This is a genomic window from Desulfoscipio sp. XC116 (assembly GCF_039851975.1).
Classification (GTDB): Bacteria; Bacillota; Desulfotomaculia; order Desulfotomaculales; family Desulfallaceae; genus Sporotomaculum.
Genome location: NZ_CP156660.1, coordinates 940,661 through 957,061, shown reverse-complemented (window position 1 = coordinate 957,061; position 16,401 = coordinate 940,661). Strand labels below are relative to the sequence as shown.

The 16,401-nt window shown below is 46.0% G+C and carries 18 protein-coding genes and 1 pseudogene; 10 read left to right on the top strand and 9 right to left on the bottom strand.

The window, feature by feature from the left end; translation table 11 throughout:
• Positions 1 to 4: 4 nt before the first annotated feature.
• Positions 5 to 256, top strand: coding sequence for a hypothetical protein (locus ABDB91_RS04420; protein WP_347490422.1), 252 nt, complete (start codon positions 5 to 7; stop codon positions 254 to 256).
• Between the two features lie 681 nt (positions 257 to 937).
• On the opposite strand, the gene ABDB91_RS04415 is transcribed toward ABDB91_RS04420, so the two are convergent.
• The 5 genes from ABDB91_RS04415 to ABDB91_RS04395 all read right to left on the bottom strand — a co-directional run bounded on the left by ABDB91_RS04415 (position 938) and on the right by ABDB91_RS04395 (position 6,632).
• On the bottom strand, positions 938 to 4,009 hold the full coding sequence (locus ABDB91_RS04415) for an efflux RND transporter permease subunit (RefSeq protein ID WP_347490421.1): 3,072 nt from the start codon (positions 4,007 to 4,009) through the stop codon (positions 938 to 940).
• The gene (locus ABDB91_RS04410) at positions 4,006 to 5,118 is read right to left on the bottom strand and encodes an efflux RND transporter periplasmic adaptor subunit (RefSeq protein WP_347490420.1); all 1,113 of its coding nucleotides are present in this window, start codon (positions 5,116 to 5,118) and stop codon (positions 4,006 to 4,008) included. Before ABDB91_RS04410 ends, ABDB91_RS04415 begins: the two co-directional genes overlap by 4 nt.
• A gap of 206 nt (positions 5,119 to 5,324) precedes the next feature.
• Positions 5,325 to 5,966, bottom strand: a complete 642-nt coding sequence (locus ABDB91_RS04405) for a TetR/AcrR family transcriptional regulator (RefSeq protein ID WP_347490419.1) — start codon at positions 5,964 to 5,966, stop codon at positions 5,325 to 5,327.
• An 86-nt stretch (positions 5,967 to 6,052) separates the two neighbouring features.
• Positions 6,053 to 6,373, bottom strand: coding sequence for a hypothetical protein (locus ABDB91_RS04400; protein ID WP_347490418.1), 321 nt, complete (start codon positions 6,371 to 6,373; stop codon positions 6,053 to 6,055).
• Between the two features lie 61 nt (positions 6,374 to 6,434).
• Positions 6,435 to 6,632: a hypothetical protein gene (locus ABDB91_RS04395; RefSeq protein ID WP_347490417.1), complete on the bottom strand. Its 198-nt coding sequence runs from the start codon at positions 6,630 to 6,632 to the stop codon at positions 6,435 to 6,437.
• Between the two features lie 246 nt (positions 6,633 to 6,878).
• Between ABDB91_RS04395 and ABDB91_RS04390 the strand changes: the two genes are divergently transcribed.
• Together ABDB91_RS04390 and ABDB91_RS04385 are read left to right on the top strand one after the other, a co-directional pair.
• Entirely contained in the window at positions 6,879 to 7,121 is a 243-nt protein-coding gene (locus tag ABDB91_RS04390; RefSeq protein ID WP_347490416.1) for a helix-turn-helix transcriptional regulator, read from the top strand.
• A gap of 171 nt (positions 7,122 to 7,292) precedes the next feature.
• Positions 7,293 to 7,433: a hypothetical protein gene (locus tag ABDB91_RS04385; RefSeq protein WP_347490415.1), complete on the top strand. Its 141-nt coding sequence runs from the start codon at positions 7,293 to 7,295 to the stop codon at positions 7,431 to 7,433.
• 155 nt (positions 7,434 to 7,588) lie between these two features.
• On the opposite strand, the gene ABDB91_RS04380 is transcribed toward ABDB91_RS04385, so the two are convergent.
• From ABDB91_RS04380 to ABDB91_RS04370, 3 genes are read right to left on the bottom strand one after another with little or no spacing between them, the layout of a single operon-like run.
• Complete coding sequence (locus ABDB91_RS04380) at positions 7,589 to 7,840, bottom strand: hypothetical protein (RefSeq protein WP_347490414.1); 252 nt, start codon at positions 7,838 to 7,840, stop codon at positions 7,589 to 7,591.
• Positions 7,841 to 7,893: 53 nt separating this feature from the next.
• Entirely contained in the window at positions 7,894 to 8,880 is a 987-nt protein-coding gene (locus ABDB91_RS04375; protein WP_347490413.1) for a hypothetical protein, read from the bottom strand.
• Positions 8,864 to 9,121 (bottom strand): acyl-CoA dehydratase activase-related protein, encoded by a 258-nt coding sequence (locus ABDB91_RS04370; RefSeq protein ID WP_347490412.1) that lies wholly within the window; start codon positions 9,119 to 9,121, stop codon positions 8,864 to 8,866. Before ABDB91_RS04370 ends, ABDB91_RS04375 begins: the two co-directional genes overlap by 17 nt.
• A gap of 788 nt (positions 9,122 to 9,909) precedes the next feature.
• Between ABDB91_RS04370 and ABDB91_RS04365 the strand changes: the two are divergent.
• A pseudogene (locus ABDB91_RS04365) lies at positions 9,910 to 10,074 on the top strand (type II toxin-antitoxin system RelB/DinJ family antitoxin); the annotation flags it as partial.
• 40 nt (positions 10,075 to 10,114) lie between these two features.
• Here ABDB91_RS04365 and ABDB91_RS04360 read toward each other — a convergent pair.
• Positions 10,115 to 10,738: a TetR/AcrR family transcriptional regulator gene (locus ABDB91_RS04360; protein ID WP_347490411.1), complete on the bottom strand. Its 624-nt coding sequence runs from the start codon at positions 10,736 to 10,738 to the stop codon at positions 10,115 to 10,117.
• A gap of 203 nt (positions 10,739 to 10,941) precedes the next feature.
• On the opposite strand from ABDB91_RS04360, the gene ABDB91_RS04355 reads away from it, so the two are divergent.
• The 6 genes from ABDB91_RS04355 (at position 10,942) to ABDB91_RS04330 (ending at position 16,322) form a co-directional block, all read left to right on the top strand.
• Entirely contained in the window at positions 10,942 to 11,496 is a 555-nt protein-coding gene (locus ABDB91_RS04355; RefSeq protein WP_347490410.1) for a sigma-70 family RNA polymerase sigma factor, read from the top strand.
• A complete protein-coding gene (locus ABDB91_RS04350; protein WP_347490409.1) occupies positions 11,489 to 11,809 on the top strand; it encodes a hypothetical protein in 321 nt (106 codons plus the stop codon). The genes ABDB91_RS04355 and ABDB91_RS04350 overlap by 8 nt, the downstream gene beginning before the upstream one ends.
• 215 nt (positions 11,810 to 12,024) lie before the next feature.
• Positions 12,025 to 12,291 carry an NHLP leader peptide family RiPP precursor gene (locus ABDB91_RS04345; RefSeq protein ID WP_347490408.1) on the top strand — a complete coding sequence of 89 codons (267 nt, stop codon included), beginning with the start codon at positions 12,025 to 12,027 and terminating at the stop codon, positions 12,289 to 12,291.
• A 92-nt stretch (positions 12,292 to 12,383) separates the two neighbouring features.
• Positions 12,384 to 13,970: a type 2 lanthipeptide synthetase LanM gene (gene lanM / locus ABDB91_RS04340; RefSeq protein ID WP_347490407.1), complete on the top strand. Its 1,587-nt coding sequence runs from the start codon at positions 12,384 to 12,386 to the stop codon at positions 13,968 to 13,970.
• An 11-nt stretch (positions 13,971 to 13,981) separates the two neighbouring features.
• Positions 13,982 to 14,980: a radical SAM protein gene (locus ABDB91_RS04335; RefSeq protein ID WP_347490406.1), complete on the top strand. Its 999-nt coding sequence runs from the start codon at positions 13,982 to 13,984 to the stop codon at positions 14,978 to 14,980.
• Positions 14,973 to 16,322 (top strand): radical SAM protein, encoded by a 1,350-nt coding sequence (locus tag ABDB91_RS04330; RefSeq protein ID WP_347490405.1) that lies wholly within the window; start codon positions 14,973 to 14,975, stop codon positions 16,320 to 16,322. The genes ABDB91_RS04335 and ABDB91_RS04330 overlap by 8 nt, the downstream gene beginning before the upstream one ends.
• The last annotated feature ends 79 nt before the right edge of the window (positions 16,323 to 16,401 follow it).

The following is a 16,401-nucleotide window of genomic DNA, read 5'->3' as shown; positions in this document are numbered from 1 at the left end:
CCTTATGGGTATACAAGGTCATATTACTTTGCCGTCAAGTGGTTACGTCGCTAACAACAATATTGATTATTTCAACTTTTACTTCGTTCTTGACGATTGGGCGGTTAAAGAAGGTATTTCCTATATAAAAAAAACTCATGATGATGTATCTGACCCTAGCAAGGGTTACTGGAAACTATCCCCAAACGGCAACGACGCTGACGATAAATCCGTTCTGTATAGCTTCAACTTTGGTCAAAAAGTTCACTTCACTTAAAGCTTTTTGTTGATTCTAGCAACTATGCACATCTATATTTAAATGGGGCTTTTTGGCATAAGGCCCGTTGCAATAAAGACATTACCAACGACGCTTTTATTAAAATGTGCCAGGGAGCCGATGACGCATATAATACCATCAAATACAGCGATACTGCGTTTTCAAGCTTAATGTACCGGGATAAATCCGGAAACTGGTCTGATTGGACTTCAGATTACGCAAAAGATGACTCCCTTGTTCAGTCAGGCTTAACCGTTTTGAGTTGGTTCCCATTAAAGACTCGTTTAGAGTAATTGGGGACAAGCAAAGCCCACATAATATAGCGTTGATGCTTTTAAAAGTCTTTTTTGGTATGCAGAATAGTATCGAATTATATCGAAAACAAAAAAACACGACGGCATCCTCCTTGTGCCGTCGTGTCCTTAAAAAGGGACAACTTTAACAACCCTCCGAATCCTATTTTTTGAAAAGGACAACGGCAGCTTTGAATTTCTTTATTTCAAAACCGCCGCTTGGCATTCGTTATCTTTATCGTATGTGTATGATTGTACTGTCGCCTAAACAACGGTTTTATTTTAGCAGTCAAATAACAAATCAATGTGTTAGTACTAAAAGGTCAATCACCATGCTGTATTTTTACCGATTCTTATCTTTGCTTATAGAGGATAAGAATCAAGAACCTTACTTCACAAACTTTACATCTTCTCCTGTTTCAACAAACAATTTTTTTCTCCCAAACAGCCGTTTAAAATCATTCAGTAACGTGTAAACAATCGGAACAATAACCAAGCTTAAAAGCGTAGAAGTAATTAATCCTCCGATAACCGCATAAGCCATCGGTGCGCGCATTTCCGTTCCAGGCCCGGTTGACATGGCAACCGGAATCATTCCAAATATCATGGCCAGCGTGGTCATGATTATTGGCCGAAAGCGCACCAATCCGGCCTCAATCAGGGCTTGGTTTATCTCCACACCTTCTCTTAACCTTTGTTTAGTAAAATCAATAAGTAGGATGGCATTTTTAGCAACCAGGCCCATCAGAAAAATAATGCCGATCAAAGCCATGAAATTCATCTTACTGTCGGTGACAAACAAACCGGCTATAGCTCCGATTAAGGCTAAAGGAAGAGAAGCCATAATAGCTAATGGGTCTATAAAGCTTTCAAATTGCGCAGCCATAATCAGGAAGATAAAGAGAACTCCCATCCCCAGGGCAATCAGCAATCCGATAAACCCTTCCTGCAATTCCGCACTCATCCCGCCTACTTCGATTGTTATCCCCTGCGGAGCTTGCTGCTTCAATTTAGCCAAATAAGTATTCAAGAACTCTTCAGTAGGCATGCCCACAACATTAGCTGATAATTCAATTTGTCCAGACCGATCATAACGGTTCAAGGTTGAAGCTGTTGTCCCAAAGACCTGACTAGTCACCTGGCTGAGAGGAATCATTTGATTGCCGGAACCGGGTACATAAACTCCGTTCAGACTGTCAAGACTTGTCCGTTGTTCATCTTTCATGGAAATTCGCACATCCACTTTATCCTGGGCACTGTCGTAATGGCTGATCACCGTACCGCCCAATAATGTATTTAACGTGCTCAGAGCGGAAGCAGTGTCCACTCCCAAATCCGCTGCCTTATCCCGGTCGATCACCAATCTGGCCTCAGGTTTCCCGGCTTTATAACTGATACTAACATCCCGGGCCGTGGAATCTTGGTTCATCGTCCTTTTGGCTTCCAGAGCAAAGGTCCGGAGTTGATCATAGTTATCGCCTTTAATACTGATAGCTACTTCTTTAGACTCATCCGCTTCATGGATATTGGCCCTGACAGCGAGTTCAACACCCGGGATCTTTTTCAGCTCCTCCCGCATTTTGTCCGCAACCGTTTTGGTACTGTCCTTCCGCTCTTTTTTGTCACATAATTTCACATAGCACGAAATCCGATCCTTTTGTATCGTCGTATAAATGGATTCGACCTCTGTATAACCGCGAATAATCTCCTCCAGACTCTCGGCCTTCTGACCGGCCTTTTCCAACGGCAAACCGGAGTCAAGTCCTACGGCGATGCTAATATCGCTTGTATCTGACGATATATCTAATTCGAAGCCCAGGACTGTAAGCAAGCCCATGCTGCCAACAAATAACGTTATTGTCATTATAATAACAATCAATCTGTGACTAAGGGCCATCTTCAATAATTGGGAGTATTTCTCCGTAATTTGATTAAACCTGTAATTAAAGCCATGCGAAAATCCGCCGTACAATGTTTCTCTCTTTTCTCTGGTTTTAAGTAATTTTGAGACCATCATGGGCACCAGCGTAAAAGAAATGAATAAGGAAAACAGCATGCTGAAAGCAACTGTTAACCCAAATTCAATAAAGTATCGCCCGACAAGCCCGCTAACCATGGCGGTGGGAAGAAATACGGCGACAACGGCCAAGGTTGTTGCCAGAACGGCGGGACCGATTTCGGAAGTGGCCTCTTTGGCCGCCAGTAATGGAGGTTTGCCCAAGCGTATGTGGCGAACAATGTTTTCCACAACAATGATCGCATCATCTATCAATAATCCGATTGACAGGGTTAAAGCCATCAGCGACATGTGATTGAGGGAGAAGTTCATAACTTTCATAGCAATAAACGCACTGATAATTGAGATAGTCAGAGATACCGCGCTGATTAAAGTACTTTTCCAGTCATGTAAAAAAAAGAAGACAATAAGAATAGCCAGGATACATCCTTCCAGCAGGTTTTTCTGCACCCCGTTGACCGAATCACGGATCTGCTCCGAATTATCCCGGACCAGATTAACATTTATCCCGGCAGGCAGGGGTGCGTTTATGTCAGACAACGTCCTTTTCACTTCATCAGCTACTTCCACGGTATTAGCGCCCGATTGCTTGACGATATCAATACCAATCGCCGGCTTTCCCTGGTACCGGGAAAGACTGTCGACCTCCTGAACGCCATCGATGACCTCGGCAATATCCTGTACCCTTATATCTACTCCATTTCTTTCAGCTACCAGAATGTTATTAAAATCCTCAGCTTTTTTAACACTGCCGTCCAGTTGCAGGGAAATCTCGTTATTTTCATTGGAAACCCTGCCTCCGGTACCTTCCAGATTACCATTTTGAAAATTGCCAACTACTTCTCCCACCATCAAACCATAGGATGCCATCTTGTTTTGGTCCAGCTTGATCTGAATTTCCCGTTTAGTATTACCGTGGATGTTTACGGCTCCTACACCTTTGACTTGATACAGGCTTTTGACCATCTTATCGTCAACAAATTCCGAAAGGTCTTTGATTTCTTCCGTTCCGGTCACAGCGATGGATAGTATAGAGCTGGCAAAAACGTCCAGCTTGGCAATGGCCGGATCATTAATGTCTTGCGGCAGCTCGCCCCGGATCGCGGCAATCTTATCCCTCACCTCCTGGGCGGCAACATCCGGAGATTTATCCAGGGTAAACTCAATGATCGTATTGGAAAAGCCTTCACTCATTGTCGAAGAAATATGATTCACTCCGGAAATCTGCCCAACCGCCTCTTCCACTTTTTTCGTTACATTGATCTCCAGTTGCTCCGGCGAGGCTCCCGCCTGGGTAACTGTAACCGTAACATAGGGAAATTCCACCTGAGGATTTTCGTTGATAGGTAAATAGGTATAACAGGAGATTCCCAGAACAAGAAACATGATCATAATCACGACGGTAAATACCGGTCTTTTGATACTGACATCCGCTAAAATCATTGATTTTCCCCCTGTCCCGAAACCACCGCTATTTCATCGCCGTCCTGCAGCATATTGATATTGGTATAGATAACACTCTCCCCGTTTCGAACCCCGGATTTAATTTCTAGCCGGTTATTATCCATTATTTCGCCTATGGTCACACTGCGGCGCCGCGCAATTCCCGTATCATCAACCATGATAAAATAGTTCCCCTCATCACCGGCCAGGGCTTCTAAGGGAACCGTTATCATTTGTGCTTTTTGGTCCGAGATGATTGCAACCTTGGCATAATCTCCGGGATGAAACAGCTTATTTTTGTTATCCACATCTATCTTGCAACGGAAAACTCGGGTCAAAGAATCTGCCGAGACAGCCAGCGCTTTGACCAGACCCTCGGCAGCAGAGTCCTCATTGCGAATAGTCGCTCTTTGTCCTATTTGAATCTTGTTTATATCTTGTTGCTTTATCTGTACGACCGCATAGAGTGAAGTTATATTTTTGACTTTGGCTATGATAAGCCCCGGCGAAATCATCTGCCCAATATTAATATTTTTTTCATCCATCACCCCTGAAATGGGTGCACGAATAACACAACTTTCAAGAGCAGCGCTAATACTCTGCCGACTGATCTTGGCCGTTTCCAAATCAGCCTTGACCAGCTTGAGCGAGGTTACCGCATTCTCATAATCCACTTGGGCCACGGCGCCATTTTCAAATAGAACCTTAGTCCTATCATAATCCCCCTGGGTTGTTTGCAAATTTGCTTCTAGCTTCTGAACTGCTATCTCAGCTGCATTAAGTTGGTTCCTCAAATCCTGATCATCAAGCTCCGCTAAAGCCTGGCCTGAAACAACCTGGTCCCCGTCTTCAAACAAAATGCGTACAATTTCTCCGGTTGCCTTGCTGCTCACAATTCCTTCCTCAACAGGCTCCAAAGTAGCATTGTATGTAATTTGCGTTATCTTCTCGCTCTCTCTCGCTTGTTCAACCTGAACGGAAGTCTTATGGTTAGCAATTACCGGCGTGGAATCTGTTTGCAGGCTTCTCCATATGAAACTGCCCATGAAAGTCAATAAAATAACCGCACTGATACTCATTACAACTTTGTTTAATTTAAGCTTCTTCAATTCGCACCTCCCGTCTCATAGTCCAATACACCAATGGGTCCCGAATAACCGTAAATGCGATGGCGAGGGCAGAACTTCCAGTGCCGGCATTTCCTCATTTCCTGCTTTACAGCCGGGCATAAGGCATACCTCACCAGCATCAGCAACAAAAGAAATCTTTTTACCACTTTGCTAACTAAATAGTTAGTTAATAATCTTTAAAAATTTTACTCTTCAAGAAGCACAGTATTTACAAAATAGTCATGATAAATTTTCTTAAAAATCCGGTAATATCCGGCTTCAACCGCCGAAAAATCCAAGCCGTTGTATTTAGCCCATTTTTCACCAAACGCAACAAAGTTTAGCATGGGAAGAAGTGCAAAGAATACCGCGGCGGTGCTTAATTCTTCAAACTCGCTGACCGCCCCTCCGGTCATCTGTTCTATCCTACACATTGTATCCTCCCATGCAAAGCTCAGCATTTCGAAGAGAACACCTTTACTGCCGTCACCTTTTAAGGACTCAGCCATAATGATCTGTAGCAGAAGTTTATGTTTCTCAAAAAATTTGAAATAGTTGAAAATTAAAGCGTCCTTTCGCTCCTCATTAAAAAACTGCTTAAGATCCGAATCTTCAGGAACCACAATCAGTTGGTCCTTAAATTCCTTTAATTCCTTTACCAGCCCCAGCATCAATTCTCCAAGAATTTTTTCCTTGCTCTCAAAATAATAGTAAATAAGGGCTTTATTTACCCGAGCGCGCTTGGCAATCTCATCTACCCTCGCCCCGTCAAAGCCTTTCTCGGCAAATAATTCCTTAGCTGCCTCTAATATAATCTGTTTTGAATTTTTACCAGGTTTGCTATCCACGCCAAATCATCCTAACTAACCGTTTAGTTAAATTAAATAATTAATTATTTTTTTGTCAATATTTTCTTTGCTTGTACAAATTGTTATCAGGAAACAGTAACTATTATTCCCGAAACGCGCTCGTACCACGTTCCCCCCTCGCTGTCGGCATGCACCACGATCTCTATCCAGTGGTCGATTTCCGTCATATCCCAAAACACTTCCCGGATAAGGTCGGCACGGGTCTGGTCAATGGTAAAAACATCTATGCCATCGTCGGTCAGGGCCGTTTTGACGGCGAACACGGCCAGCATGTCTATCCAGATATTGCCCCGACTGCCTCCAGTGCCGATGTACTGAACATCCAGGGTATCCCATGTGTTGTCGTTTTTGATGTCCTCTATCTGCTGGTTGTATTCTTTGTTCACTCCCTGTATCACCTCCAAAAAAAATAGCGCCTCTTAACGAAGCGCCATCGAATTGCCGGTCTTATCTTTCCTGCTGGATTTTTCTGTGCCGTTCTTGCTCCTTAGTTACCTTAACTACCAAGGCGTCAACCTTGTGGTTCTGTGCCATAAATGCCTCATCCCGGGTGAAGGGGATACCGTTTTTCAAGGCTTCCTCCCCAAGCTTGTTGAGCTTTCTCCTTTCTTTTTCCAGTCTTTTATTAAGAGACTCCTTTTTCATGGCCGAAATTTCCTTTGCCTGATTTTACGCTGGATAAAAATAGAGTGTTCTTTGTCAACTCGTTATTATTGAGAGACTCTTTTTTATGGTGCGATCTCCTTGGTTCTATTCATATGGCTAAGGGTTTTTAACGTTATACCGTTAGTATAAGACTCCTTTACCTCTATTTCAACGGTATTCCGTTAATCTTTTGTGAAGCAAGTTGCTATCCTTTTGATTAACGGAATAACGTTTAGAGGTGATTAAATGAATATTTCTCAAGCAGTAACCAAACGCATTAAAGAATTGTGTAAAGAACGGAAGCTAACCACCAATGCTCTCAGCAACGTTTCGGGTGTCACCCAATCGACTGTCAATGATATTATGAGTGGAAAAACATATAATGCGGGAATTGTCACGATTAAAAAACTGTGTGATGGGCTTGAAATTAGTGTGCGAGATTTTTTCGATTCCGATTTGTTTTCCAAATTGGAACAGGAAGTAAAGTAACTTTTCCATTTGCAGCAACGAAATTATTATTTATGCATCATGGACTTCCACTTCTTTCCTTAATGCGCGATAATATAAGTGTAAGAAAGGAGGGCTATTTGGGCTGTACGCTTCCATTTTCTTATATATAAATGATTTAGTTAAAGAAGTACGGCAGGAGATTGAGGGTAGATGAGGATAATAATTGATACCAATATAATTATCTCTGCTATCCGCAATCCGAATGGAACTCCCTTTGCCGCTTATGCAAAAGCAGCTCAACCGCCATATAAAATTGTAACGGCGGCAGAGTTTATAAACGATTTTAAATAAAAAATAAGCTGCATCTAAATTGGACACACATTACGCGTTAAAAGCTATATTTTCTTGTCGAAACAGATAAGAAGATGTAGCTTTTTCTCATATTGAAAAGAAAGATTAGTTATATAACCGTGAGCATAATGGTCATTCGGCTGTCATGCTTTTTATTAGTCGTACGCGCAGCGGAGATCCGCAAGCATGATGTATATATGAAGCTCATCCACATGGGAATCGTCATTCGCTGCCGCGGGCTGTGTCGCCCGGATTAGCGCTTTGGCGGCGGGATAGTCAAAGCCATCTAAAGTTTCACTTGAAAGCGTTACCCTGTGATTGTCCTCAAACTGGGCAATGGGATGCTCCGGGTCGTAAGCACGCATGGGAATCCGAGTGTCACCAATATGAAAATCACAGAAAGACATATGCGCAATGACCTTTACATCCTGGGATAATTCGGATAATTCTCCGCCCACTTTCAAAGATAGTACATAAATGATTCAACCTTTATTTTGTCATTCCTATTTTCATTTCCGTCAAAGGTAAGATTTAAGGCAGGCTTCGTTTGCTTGTTCTCAAAGCCTTTTTGCAGCATGCCAAGTACGATTCCCGTGTTTTCATACATGGAAGCGGCGGTAATAACACTGTCGATATGCGGCAAGCCGCAAAGCTGCTTGGTCTGTCTGTACCTTCCGTGTGCGCCTGAGTAGAAGCCCAATGTTTTATCCGCAATCCGGACAAGGATATCCGTATCCGCCGCAAAAGCGCTTTGATCCGACAACGCGTTGGAAACGGCCTTGATATTTTCCTTTAAATGCTCCAGTCTTTTTTCAGCCAGTTCCGGATTTCCATCATGATTCTGGTCGGCGTAGTCGCGCCACATCATCCACATTGCCTCGCTGAAAGGACTGTATATGACCCGGTGGCCTTTGTTCTCAAGCTCTCGGAAAATACCGCTGTTTAACAGCTCGTCAAACAGGATGTTGAATTCCCCGACAGCCAGGACCTTTTTAGCAAGGCTTACTCCGGAGAGTTCTTTGGATATTTCCCGCGCAACCAGTTTCAATTGCTTGATGTCCAGCCGTTCATTTCTGATCAGTTCGATCAGCGTATGCAGATGCTTTCCCCGCGATTTATAAGGCGCGTGCCAAACGATATCCCCGGCAAGCAGGCACAAGCTGATTGTGTTGAAGGCCGTTTCGTCTCCCCCAAGAATATCCTCCCAGAAGGGGGATAATACACCCACGTTGGCAAAGCCTTCTTCGTCAAGCTTTGTTCTAAGCAGGCGGCTGTATTGACCGTCCGTCTCCGTCCCCTCGTTTTGAGGAACAAGGAAAACCATGTTATCCGCTTCTTGTTTGCCGATTTCGTTCAACTCTTCGAAAATGCCGCCCAACAAAGCCGTAAGAGAAAAGTATTCTTCGGTTATCGTAAACTTGCGGCCGATTTCAATGGAAGGTTTCATCCAAAGCGTACTGCTGGCCAAGGGCAACGGTTTTTTCGCTTGTCGGGTCCGACAATAGCACGTTAAAGCCCAGTTCCTTAAAAAACGCGTTAAACAGGGAAAACATCCCATAGGTAAAGAGGGCCAGGGGGATACCCACCGTCCTTTTTGCGGAGGCTTCCGGAATATAATCCTGAAACACAAGCTTGCGCACCGTTTCATTGTAAGAGTCTTCGCTGTCGTTTGACGGCGCTTCCTCCATGCGGGCAGGCGATAAATCATGCGCTGTAAGGTCGAAGCCTCTGCAAATTTTTGATTAAAAGCCGTGATTATTTCTTCGTTTCCGCTTAAGTATTCTGAGTTTGCCACCATACAATTGGCAGGCATGGTATATCCGGCTCCTTGTATCAGCCTCCATTCCTCGGCAAACTTGGAGATAACCTTATAGTTTTGAACGTTTTTTGTGTTCGATGTAACATATGGCTGCGCGTCAACGGCATACTTTATGGTTCCCGCCGATAGCAGCTGCGCAATTTCTATATGTGATGAATATACGAGCTCAACATCTTCCCCGATCACAAGACCATGTTGATTAAGAAAGTATTGGGTTAAAATATCCGGAACAGAACCTTTTGACGGAACATATAGTTCCTTGCCCCCGAGATCCCCCCAGCTGTTACAATCCGGGTCGGTTGTACTCAGATACATTCCGCCCCAGCCGCATACATTAATCAGTTCGACGCCTATTTCTTTATTGTAAAGATTGGCTGCGGTATGCACCGGCACGATTAAAACTCCGTAATTTCCGCCGGAGGCCAAGGCCATCATTGCCTCCATATCGCTGTAAAATTGAAGGTTGACCTGAATATCCTTTCCCAGGCAATTGCTTGCAATCATTCGGAAAAGCGGGATCGAGGCGGGTGATTTAGGAGCGACTACGGTAATAACTGATTGCTTGACTGGGTCACTGTTTTTGTTTTTCGCATTCTGCCGGTTTACGGTTTGTCCGCAGCCGGCCAGCAAGCCAAGACATAACACAAGTACTAAAGCGTCCGTCAATCGCTTCGGGAAGGCCGGATTCCCTTTGACGTTTCACTCAACCAGCCCGATGCGGAAACCATTGCAGCGATGCAGGAGGCCGAACGTATTTCCCGCGACCCCAATGCAAAACGCCACAGCGATGTAGAGGAAGCGTTGAGGGAACTTAAAAGATGAATCTGAACATTGTTTGGACATAGCTGCCTGTCCCATTTTCTTACTTTTTTATACCTGTTAGCAGCAATGCGTAATGTTTTTCGGATGCTTCTTTTAAGTCGAAATCGGGATACCGGATGCACCATTCATATATCAAACCCCTGCTGGCCATGATGAAATGTTTGGCGGTTGTTTCCAAATCCAGATCGGCCCTGAATTCTTCCCGCTCTATGCCCCGGTTCAGAATCCTGCCGAATAATTTGTAAAGCTCCCTCTGGTAACCCATCACTGCGTCGGCATTGAGCGTTCTGGTTATTTGTACTTCATATAAAACTTTAATCAGCTCATAGCCAACGTCATGGACAATCAAATCGGCTATTTTTTCCGCCAGCGAAATAATGATCTCGGACGTTCCAGCGCCGGCGGAAAAGGACGCAAAAAAATGCTGATAATCCAAATCCAGATGCTTTACATAATCAGCGGCCAGATTGACTATCAAAGCATTTTTTGAAGCGAAATGTACGTAAAAAGCTCCTTTTGATACCCCTGCCTTTTCCACAATCGCGTCCACACTTACCTTGTAAAATCCATGTTCCTTAAATAATTGCTCGGCACATAGATAAATATTTTGTTTTGTTTTCAATGCTTTTTCCTTCCGGGAGGTGTTTTTTTCTTTTTTCACCATTTTCTCTCCTATATTGACAATTTTATCATGTTTATGTATAGTGACTACAGTATGTGACTGTGGTATGTGACTATAGTCGCCGAAGTTTTTTACATAAATTATACCATAACCTGTCAGTGGTCAACAACGCGAGTAATTTATCAAAACAATTTGTAATGCAAGGCTGACGACAACGTATTAACAGTAAGGGGTTTTATAGAAAAATGGTTTCGATTCAGGATCTTGCGGCCCGGTCCGCCGGCGACCCGGCTGCCTTTGCGGAATTATACGATCACTACCTGCCCCGCATATACAAGTACATCCGTTACCGCGTCGGGGATCCGCAAGAGGCTGACGAACTCACCAGTAGAATTTTCGAGCGGGTAGTGGTGAAAATCAACAGCTACCGAAGGGATAAAGGTACTTTCAACGGTTGGATTTTTGCTGTTGCCCGCAATATTCTGATCGATTATACCCGCGCCCGGAAGCGTGACAGGCACATGTCGATGGAGATAATAGGGCAGATTGCGTGTACCAATAGCAGTCCCGAGGAGAGCCTGATTCGCGGGGAGAGGCGGGACAAGCTGCTGCAGGCGCTGGAAAAACTCAGCGGCCGGGAACGGGATATTATCGGCCTTAAATTCGCTTGCCAGTTGACTAATATTGAAATAGCGGAAATGACCGGTCTGACCACGAGCAATGTGGCCGTAATCATATACCGGTCGGTGCAGAGGTTAAGAGGCGAACTGGAAGCCATGGGGTGGCATGCAAATGACTAAAGAACAGGAACTGGCTGAACGGTTCAGCCGGGATATAGATAAGTTAATTGAAAATCCGTCCCGGAAGATATCGTCCGCCGGAATGCCGGAGGAATATAACCGGGCTGTCGGCCTGGCCAGGTACCTGGCAGCCGATGATCCGGCCGGCCGGTGCGGGATACGGGATGGGCTTAAGAAACGTCTGTTGGCCGGTGTTTTGGGACATCAAAGCGACCGTCCGGGAGCGCCCATTGACAGCGATGAGCTGGACGACGACCAATTGGACCTGGTGGCTGCGGCCGGTACTGATTTTGAACCGCCGGACGAGGACTGAGTCCATACGCTAACCACATGAGTTTCAGTCATGAGCTTAAGTTGGCATTCAGCCAATGGTTGCTTTCAGCAGGCTTTAGCCGGTGGTCATTTAGTCTTTTCATGTAATGGATCGCCGGGACAGGCGTATTAACATACAGCCTCAACATTAATAGGCAATCAAGGGTTAGGGTTTTGCCCGACCCGATGATTAATAAAAAAAGGGGGTACCAAGTAATGAAAAGAAAAGAACTGGAAGAAAAGCTGATCAAAAAAGCATGGACGGACAGCGAGTTTAAAAAGCAGCTTCTGGCCGATCCGAAGGCCGCTGTCGAGAAGGAAGTAGGCAAGGCTCTGCCGGAAAACATGGTGGTCAAGGCCGTCGAAGAGACAGCCGATACGGTTTACATCAAGATCCCCAGGAACCCTGAAGAATTGTCGGACGATGAGATGGATAATGTCGCCGGCGGTTTTTGGTGCATTAGCTTTAGCGCTAACTGGTAAATAATTAGTTTGTAAAAGCCGGTAAGATTACTTGTTTTATATTCTTACCGGCTTTTACCGAGTACTTCAGGAAATTGGGGGTAGACGGTCAGATGCGCGACTTTAAAACCGTTCCCTTTGGCGAGCTGCTGGAATCTTTTGTACCGGCCGGAGAAGAAACCCTGGCTAAAAAAATGAAATCCGGCTTCATGTATGAAACAGCGGCCCTTGGGGGAGCCAAAGACCTGTTGCGGGAAATGCTTGCCCTGGTCTCCCGGGCGGTATTATTCTACGAGTTTTCCGCGTTAAATCCACAGTATAAGTACCGGAGCGCCTTTGACCGGTTCCTCGGCGACGACCGGGAAGATGACCAAACCGGTGTTTCCAGGGAGCAGTATAACCGGTTTATTCAAGGCATGTTAAACAGGGGGAATATTGATCTTTTTAACAAGTACCCGTTATTGGCCGGACTAATGAAGGAAACCGCAATATTGTGGGTGGATTTTATGGCCGGGTTCTTTTCCGCCCTGGAAAGGGACCGGCATGAAATAGCCGGTTTTTTTTTCAATCAGCAAAGGGTGGATAATTCCTCTATTTCGGTTTCCTTCGAAGACGCCACCAATTTCGGCAATTTTACCGGGATAGTAACCTTTGCAAACCATAAACTCGTATACAAGCCCAGGAATATTGATATCGAAAACTCTTTTGATCAATTAATTCAGTGGTTGAACAACAGCGTCGGCGGCGTACAATTAAAAGCGGTAAAAGTTTTAAATCGTAAAGACTATGGCTGGGCCGAATTTGTACAGCACCGCCCGTGTGAAACAGAAGAACAGGTGAAAAATTTTTACCTGAAAAGCGGCATGCTACTGGGCATCCTTTATATTTTCAGCAGTATCGACATGCATAACGGCAATTTAATCGCCTGCGGGGAACACCCGGTGCTGACCGACCTGGAAGGCTTGGTGGGGACCAATAACCAATGGGATATATTGAGCACTAACATGCTGCCGGCCCATTTTATCCAAAGAAACGGCAATTATGTCTCCTACAACACCCTGGCGGCGGAAACGGTAACCGAAAAATATTACAAGGACATGGTACTGTCAAATATTAACACCGACGCCATGCGTATGGGTTTCGAATACCTTCCTGACAGCCCTAAAAGCGTGGTTAAGTTAAACGGCGACCGGGTCTTTTCATATCAATACTCCGATCAGGTGTTGGAGGGTTTTACCCTGGTATATGCCTGGATAATGGACCATTCCGATGAGTTCCTGGACCGGATCAGGCAGCTGTTTAAAGGGGACAAGGTGCGTTTTTTCTTCAGAAGTGTTGCTTTTTATATTTCAATACTGTACCGCTTTTTGCAGCCCGCTAATCTTAAAGAGACAAATAAAAACGGGCTTTGGGAACAACTGGCCGGAGAGCTTGCTGTTTCCGATCCGGCAATTAAAAACAGTGTCATTAATTACGAATACGAGTCCCTGGGCAGATTGGTGATCCCCAGGTTTTACATAAATCTTATGGACGGTAAATTTGAGTCATTTGAAGGCCTGTCGGTGACGGACCTTGGCAGAAATGTTCCCTACAACCGGATAGAGAAAAAAGTCAGGCATCTTAGCCGCGACGATTTGATTAAACAGCACGGCGTCATGCAAAACGCTTTCAACGCTTACAGAAATTATTACAAAGGATAAGGAGAATGGTCATGCGTCAGGATAGGGCAAGAACAGTCCCGGATACAATTCAGGTGGAGCTTACTTCCCGGTGCCCCTTAAAATGTCCCCAGTGCTATAACGACCCGGAACCAAGGGATATAGACAGGGATATCCTGGCCGGATACATTAAAGAGGCGGCCGGGCTGAAGGTAGGCACCATTGCCATGGGCGGGGGCGAGCCGCTCATGTACCCGCACCTTGAGTATATAATTAAGCTGGTGAGTTCGCTGGGCATGTTTTCGTTAATGGCCACCTCCGGCGCCGGGTTATCCGCGGTCCGAATCCGGGAGCTGAAAAAGGCCGGCCTGTACCATTTATGGGTTTCTTTAAACGGCTCAACCCGGGCAATACACGAGCAATCGCGGGACGGCTACCATTATGCCGTCGAAGCCCTGCATATGCTGCGGGGATCAGGCTTAAACCACGGAATCAACTGGGTGGCCAGAAAAGATAATGTCGATGATTTTCCCCATCTGGTCGAACTGGCCCGAAAGATGAAGATCGGCGCCATTACCGTGTTGCGGCTGAAACCCGATGCCCAAAAGAACGCCGCCGCCGCTCTGGACGGCGCTGAGCTGGCCCGGCTCGGGTCATATATCAAAGCAAGCCGCAGCGAAGAACTGCAGATTTATATTGAACAATGTTTTTCGTTGCTGAGGATCAGTATGTATGGCGATAAGGTTATGTACAACGGCTGTCCGGCCGGGAGGGAGTACATGGCGATAAGCGCGGATGGGAAACTCCTGCCCTGCAGACATCTGTATCATCATGGTGAAAAATGGCCCGGTATCGCGGATTACTGGAATAATTCCCGGGGACTTGACCGGTTGCGGACTACCGAGGAAAATGTCGCCTACCCCTGCTCGGACTGCGGTCACCTGCCCCGCTGCCGGACCTGCCGAGCGGTGTGCGAAAAGCTTTACGGCTCTTTTTACGCCGGCGAGAAAGACTGTTCCTTATTCCGGGAAAGGGGGGAGCGGGTTGTATAAGCCGTCCAGCTATAACTTCGTCTGGCCCCTGGAGGAAAGCAATAACCTGCTGTTATTTAACGGCCTGACCACCAGGCTGGCGGAAATATCCGGCGATTTTGCCCGTCTGCTGGAGGCGGAACAGGTGGACCCGGAAGCTTTGAGTGCCCAAGAAAGAAAACTGGCCGAAGAATTGATTGGGGACGGTTTTCTGGTGGAAGAGCCGGTGAATGAGCTGAAGCTGATCAAATACGCTGCCAACAGTCAGAAATACAATCGGGACGTATTGTCTCTGACTATCGCGCCCACCATGGACTGCAACTTTAAATGCCCTTATTGTTACCAGGGCGGCAGTCCGGCCACTGATATGACTGAGGAAGTCCGGGACGCCCTGGTGGAGTATGCCGCCAGATCCACCAGCAGGGTAAACCGCCTGCTAATCACCTGGTTCGGGGGCGAGCCGCTGCTGGCGCGGGAGATCATTTACCGGCTGTCCGAGGAACTGATCGCCGCGGCCGGGAAGAACGGCTGTTCATACGCGGCTTTCATGGTTACCAACGGAGCGCTGCTGGATGCCGGTACAATCAACAAGCTGAAGGATTACGGCGTGGGTACTTTTCAGGTCACCCTGGACGGTCCCCCCGAGATGCATAATAGCAAAAGAAACCTGCCGGGCGGCGGGGACAGCTTCGGTTTAATTCTGGCCAACATCAAAGAACTGCTTAACAACGGACTTAAAGTGCATATCCGGGTGAACATAGACGGCGAGAACCTGGCCGGTATTGAGGAACTGCTGGATATTCTGGCGGGCAAAGGGATTAAAAACGCCAATATCTACCCCGCCCAGATCGCGCCCTACACCGAGGCCTGCAAATCCATCGAGCAATCCTGCCTGAATAAAAAGGAGTTTGTGGAGATCAGCAAAAGATTCTTCGAAATGCTGCTTATGAAGGGTCTGGCCACCGACTACGGCAAGCTTTTGCCCCGGCGGCGGACCAATTACTGCGGTGCCGATCAGATCAACTCTTTTTCCGTGGACCCGGAGGGTTATTTGTATAAATGCTGGAGCGATTTCGGCGCCAAAGAGCATAACGTGGGCAACATTGTGGATTTGAGCCGGGGCGGGAAGCTAAAAAACGGCCATATTGACTGGCTTACCTGGGATCCCCTTGATTTCAGCCAGTGCAGGAAATGCAAATACTTGCCCCTGTGCATGGGGGGCTGTCCCCACAAGGGCATGAAGATGAACGGCGGCAAGCCGGAGTGCTCGGAAATCAGGTTCCACCTGGAAAGCATCGTGAAGAACCATTACCGGTGCGTCAAGATCAAAGAGTATTGCCGGAAGATCTCGGGACAAATATAGGTTACTATTCAGAATGATGATCAATCTTCTTTCATGACGGCGTTTACCTGCGGATTGGCCAGATGATATTATTGGTATT

Excerpts from the sequence above, each read along its gene's own strand:
- ABDB91_RS04350 (WP_347490409.1), top strand. The coding sequence starts at position 11,489 with ATGACTAAAGAACAGGAACTGGCTGAACGGTTCAGCCGGGATATAGAT.
- ABDB91_RS04360 (WP_347490411.1), bottom strand. The coding sequence starts at position 10,738 with ATGGTGAAAAAAGAAAAAAACACCTCCCGGAAGGAAAAAGCATTGAAA.
- ABDB91_RS04385 (WP_347490415.1), top strand. The coding sequence starts at position 7,293 with ATGAGGATAATAATTGATACCAATATAATTATCTCTGCTATCCGCAAT.
- ABDB91_RS04375 (WP_347490413.1), bottom strand. The coding sequence starts at position 8,880 with ATGAAACCTTCCATTGAAATCGGCCGCAAGTTTACGATAACCGAAGAA.
- ABDB91_RS04380 (WP_347490414.1), bottom strand. The coding sequence starts at position 7,840 with ATGTCTTTCTGTGATTTTCATATTGGTGACACTCGGATTCCCATGCGT.
- ABDB91_RS04415 (WP_347490421.1), bottom strand. The coding sequence starts at position 4,009 with ATGATTTTAGCGGATGTCAGTATCAAAAGACCGGTATTTACCGTCGTG.
- ABDB91_RS04395 (WP_347490417.1), bottom strand. The coding sequence starts at position 6,632 with ATGAAAAAGGAGTCTCTTAATAAAAGACTGGAAAAAGAAAGGAGAAAG.
- ABDB91_RS04345 (WP_347490408.1), top strand. The coding sequence starts at position 12,025 with ATGAAAAGAAAAGAACTGGAAGAAAAGCTGATCAAAAAAGCATGGACG.
- ABDB91_RS04420 (WP_347490422.1), top strand. The coding sequence starts at position 5 with ATGGGTATACAAGGTCATATTACTTTGCCGTCAAGTGGTTACGTCGCT.
- ABDB91_RS04370 (WP_347490412.1), bottom strand. The coding sequence starts at position 9,121 with ATGGAGGAAGCGCCGTCAAACGACAGCGAAGACTCTTACAATGAAACG.
- ABDB91_RS04335 (WP_347490406.1), top strand. The coding sequence starts at position 13,982 with ATGCGTCAGGATAGGGCAAGAACAGTCCCGGATACAATTCAGGTGGAG.
- lanM (WP_347490407.1), top strand. The coding sequence starts at position 12,384 with ATGCGCGACTTTAAAACCGTTCCCTTTGGCGAGCTGCTGGAATCTTTT.
- ABDB91_RS04390 (WP_347490416.1), top strand. The coding sequence starts at position 6,879 with ATGAATATTTCTCAAGCAGTAACCAAACGCATTAAAGAATTGTGTAAA.
- ABDB91_RS04355 (WP_347490410.1), top strand. The coding sequence starts at position 10,942 with ATGGTTTCGATTCAGGATCTTGCGGCCCGGTCCGCCGGCGACCCGGCT.